The sequence below is a fragment of the Microcoleus sp. LEGE 07076 genome, assembly GCF_015207455.1.
GTDB lineage: Bacteria > Cyanobacteriota > Cyanobacteriia > Cyanobacteriales > Microcoleaceae > Microcoleus.
In genome coordinates, this window is the sequence record NZ_JADEWV010000366.1 from 1 (window position 1) to 3,446 (window position 3,446).

Annotated in this window: 5 protein-coding genes; 2 read left to right on the forward strand and 3 right to left on the reverse strand. The window is 44.6% G+C overall.

Annotated elements, in window-relative coordinates; genetic code table 11:
- The coding region (locus IQ270_RS29080) for a reverse transcriptase N-terminal domain-containing protein (protein WP_193976587.1) at positions 1-123 on the reverse strand (123 nt) is incomplete at its 3' end.
- A 582-nt stretch (positions 124-705) separates the two neighbouring features.
- Here IQ270_RS29080 and IQ270_RS29085 point away from each other — a divergent pair.
- Entirely contained in the window at positions 706-1,059 is a 354-nt protein-coding gene (locus IQ270_RS29085; RefSeq protein WP_193976591.1) for a phage holin family protein, read from the forward strand.
- Between the two features lie 4 nt (positions 1,060-1,063).
- Here IQ270_RS29085 and IQ270_RS29090 read toward each other — a convergent pair whose 3' ends face one another.
- Entirely contained in the window at positions 1,064-1,960 is an 897-nt protein-coding gene (locus IQ270_RS29090; protein ID WP_193976588.1) for a cobalamin biosynthesis protein, read from the reverse strand.
- A 117-nt stretch (positions 1,961-2,077) separates the two neighbouring features.
- On the opposite strand from IQ270_RS29090, the gene IQ270_RS29095 reads away from it, so the two are divergent.
- Positions 2,078-2,443 (forward strand): hypothetical protein, encoded by a 366-nt coding sequence (locus tag IQ270_RS29095; RefSeq protein ID WP_193976589.1) that lies wholly within the window; start codon positions 2,078-2,080, stop codon positions 2,441-2,443.
- Positions 2,444-2,848: 405 nt separating this feature from the next.
- Here IQ270_RS29095 and IQ270_RS29100 read toward each other — a convergent pair.
- Positions 2,849-3,446: TetR/AcrR family transcriptional regulator (locus IQ270_RS29100; protein WP_193976590.1), on the reverse strand; the 598-nt coding region annotated here is incomplete at its 5' end.

A 3,446-nucleotide genomic window follows, 5' to 3' on the forward strand; every position in this document is an offset into this window, starting at 1 on the left:
ATCGCCACGCTCACTTGCTCGATAGATACGCTTTTGCAACTTAAATGTCAATCTTTCGGCTTTTCGCCAATTGATTTGATTCCATTCCACCGTCGGGTTGTCCCGCGTTTTAGACTTATTCATTGCTACTACTGTTCCTATCTTTGAAGTTACCGTGTATCCGTCTGCATATCTCTGTCATTACAACAGGGCATTGGCTTCTGATACAATCCTTCTCTCGTATATTATTCGTTAGCTACTTACTGGTAATCGACCAGATTCCAGAAATATACGAGAGTTACTTCGTTCCAAATACACATTGTTTGAGCTTTTAGTGTGATGCTCTCCACCGGGTGTACGGGCAGTGCTTATAGGTCGATGTAAAAATCGCCTATGCCCTATCCTTGCCTTTTGGCTTGGTCTTAATCAGTCTAAACCCGTGTTTTTTTAACGGGTTTATACTTGATTCAGCCGTTAGACCATCTGTTATAACGATGGTTCAGACACATCTTTGCTTTCGCTACACTTGAACTCTTACTAGACAGTTACCAGTTTCGGCTACCAGTAGTCTGCCTTTTATCCCCGCTTTACCCTGTTAGTTGCTAACTAACAAGATAGGGGATATGCTTTTACCGCTGCACTTGCGGACTGGGACTAGAAATGAACCGCACCCAGATGTGTATTTAGTTATGATGACTTCATGGTCATCCTAGCCATCCCCCAAGTATTGTTACTCGGTTTCGGCTAAACGAATCGCACATTACAGCTAACATTGTACCAGGTATTGCGGTAGTTAGCTTTCCGGCGGCGATGGTGGCTGCTGTGGTTATCGGATTGGTGAACGCGGTTGTCAGGCCGATTGTTACACTGCTGACGCTGCCTTTGACTATTATTACTTTAGGTTTGTTTTTGTTTGTTGTGAATGCAATTTCGCTTTCTCTAGCTTCCTGGTTGGCGGGTGCGTTCAATATCGGCTTTGCGGTTGACGGTTTTTGGCCGGCTTTGTTTGGTTCGATTGTTTTGTCATTCGTTTCTGGGTTGATCGGTAGATTTGTGAGTGCCGATACTTTGGCTCAGTAATAGATTATCCCAGATACTCGATCGGGCAAACTGCAACCGCCACTGTTACCGCAGAACCCGCCTTAACCCCTCCTTGTAAAAGGGGGGGATTTTTGCTGCGAACTATTTGTTTGGGGACTAAAAGCCTGTTCTGGGCGGGCAAGATGCCCACCCCACCAGCCGATTCACTGTTTGTGGAACAGGCATCTTGGCTGTTGTTAATAATTGTGGAACAGGCATCTTGGCTGTTGTTGATAATTGTGGAACAGTCATCTTGGCTGTTGTTGATAATTGTGGAACAGGCATCTTGGCTGTTGTTGATAATTGTACAAGATATCAGTTCGATCGCGCAAATTGCAGCGGCTTCTGCTACACTTTTAGTCCCGACTTTTGGCGCTACCACATTTGAAGGATTTGGAACTTCTACAGAATTTAAAATATCAGCAGCAAAGGTTTTCAACGGCCAGTTTCGCGCTGCACAAAGCTCCAGCAAGCCGACTTCACCTGCTTTAGCGTCTATTGTAGCAATACCTGCGATCGCACTTTCCGCTAAATGATAACCGCGACAGACATTTTGAATCGCAGTTTCGATTAATTCCCGCGCAGTTCCGGCTTCGCAACCTATCCCTACCCACAACACTCGCGGGTGCCACTGAACCTTTGGTAAAGCAGATTCCGGCGCAAATCTTCTCTGGGTGAAACTAATCCAAATTCGCCCTTTAATAGTGGAAAGATTTTCCCCATCCCAATGTAACGAATGATTGTCGGGCAGACTGTTTTGCCACAAAGTAGAACCAACTTCTTGAATAACTTCTACAGTTTCTCCTCTCTTAATAGCAGCAGCCACTCCCGCCCAGTCGCCTTCCCCGCGCTGCCAACCGCTGGGAATGCCTAAGATATCTAACATAAATGAATCGTTCATTATTCAGTTATCTATTCCGCAGTTTCACTGCAAGCGCAATCTTAATTATTTTTTAACACTGTTTATTTCAAAAACTTGTATAATTTTAGCACAAACTGCCAACAAAAAACATTTAATATGGTAGAACTGAACCAGTTACTGTTAGAGTTTGAAAGCAACCTCACATGGGAAGCTGTGACGAAAGAATGGAAAGAACGTCGCGACAGTTGGGTCAGTAAAGTGCAAGCAGCAGTAGAACCCTCACAGCTAGCAGAATATCTAATTGAATTGGAATCAGACCTCCAGTGGGAAGCAGTGCAAAATTACTGGAAACTTTGCCGGGAAAGTTGGGTAGAAGACTGTCATTTAGCATCGACTCTGGAAGAAGTATCAAGTTTATTGCTGGAACTAGAAAGCAATACAACTTGGGAAGTAGTGTCCGATCAATGGCAGGGAAGTCGGGAGAATTGGGTACAGCAAGTGTACGAGTTTAACGATGAGTAGTGTCAGCGAGGTAGAGCTTTGTTAGTATGGGTTTTAAACCCCTGTCTAAAAGCGAAAGTCTTCTTGCACAGGACTAAATAACTCATGAGAGCATCTCAGCATTGAGGTGTGCACTTCGGTTAGTGTTGACTTAGATGCCCGCTCCCCAGCGATTGATATTAAATCCGGTAACATCGGAATTATATAGTGGGAGCGTCCCCGAAGAGCGATCGACAAATTCGCTCTTCAATGACTAATGACTAATGATATCAATTCCGGTTGCACTCATACATGATGTTAACAGTTAACAGTCAACAGTGAATTTACTATTCCGAGGCAGAGAGGATTTGATATGACTAATGACCAATGACTAATGACCAATGACTACTGACTAATGACCACTGACTACTAACCACTGACAACTGACTAATCTTTAACCAAAACCCCATTCAGAAAAATATCAGCTAATCCTTCTGCCATTTCCTGCATTTGTTGCGGTGAAGCATTCGGCTCCACAATCGTATTTTGACTGAAACCCGCCACTGCAAACATTCCCAAAAATACCTGAGCAACAATCTTCGGATTCATCTTCCGATAAACTCCTTTTTCCATCGCCGTTTCAAAAAAAGCCTCAGCCACAATGCTCATTTTTTCGATGACTTCCAACTGAATTCGATCGCGCAAATCCGGGTGAAACTGAGCCTCCAAAAAACACACCCGCATCATATCGCTATTTTCGCGGATATTCAGCATCCGCCGCCGCATCACCTGAGCCACTGCTTTGTAACTGCCCATCTCGCTCAATTCTGTCAGCAAATCTGTCAGTATTTCCACCCATCCTTCCGTCGCCACCTGAATCAAAATTGCTTTTTTATTATCAAAATGCCGAAATAGCGTTCCCTCAGCCACCCCTGCCGCCGCTGCTAAATCGCGAGTTGTCGTGCCGTCGTATCCGCTGCGGGCAAACAAACGTTGAGCTGCTTGTAAAATCCGCTTCTTGGTTTCTGTTTCTGAAGGAGGAGAC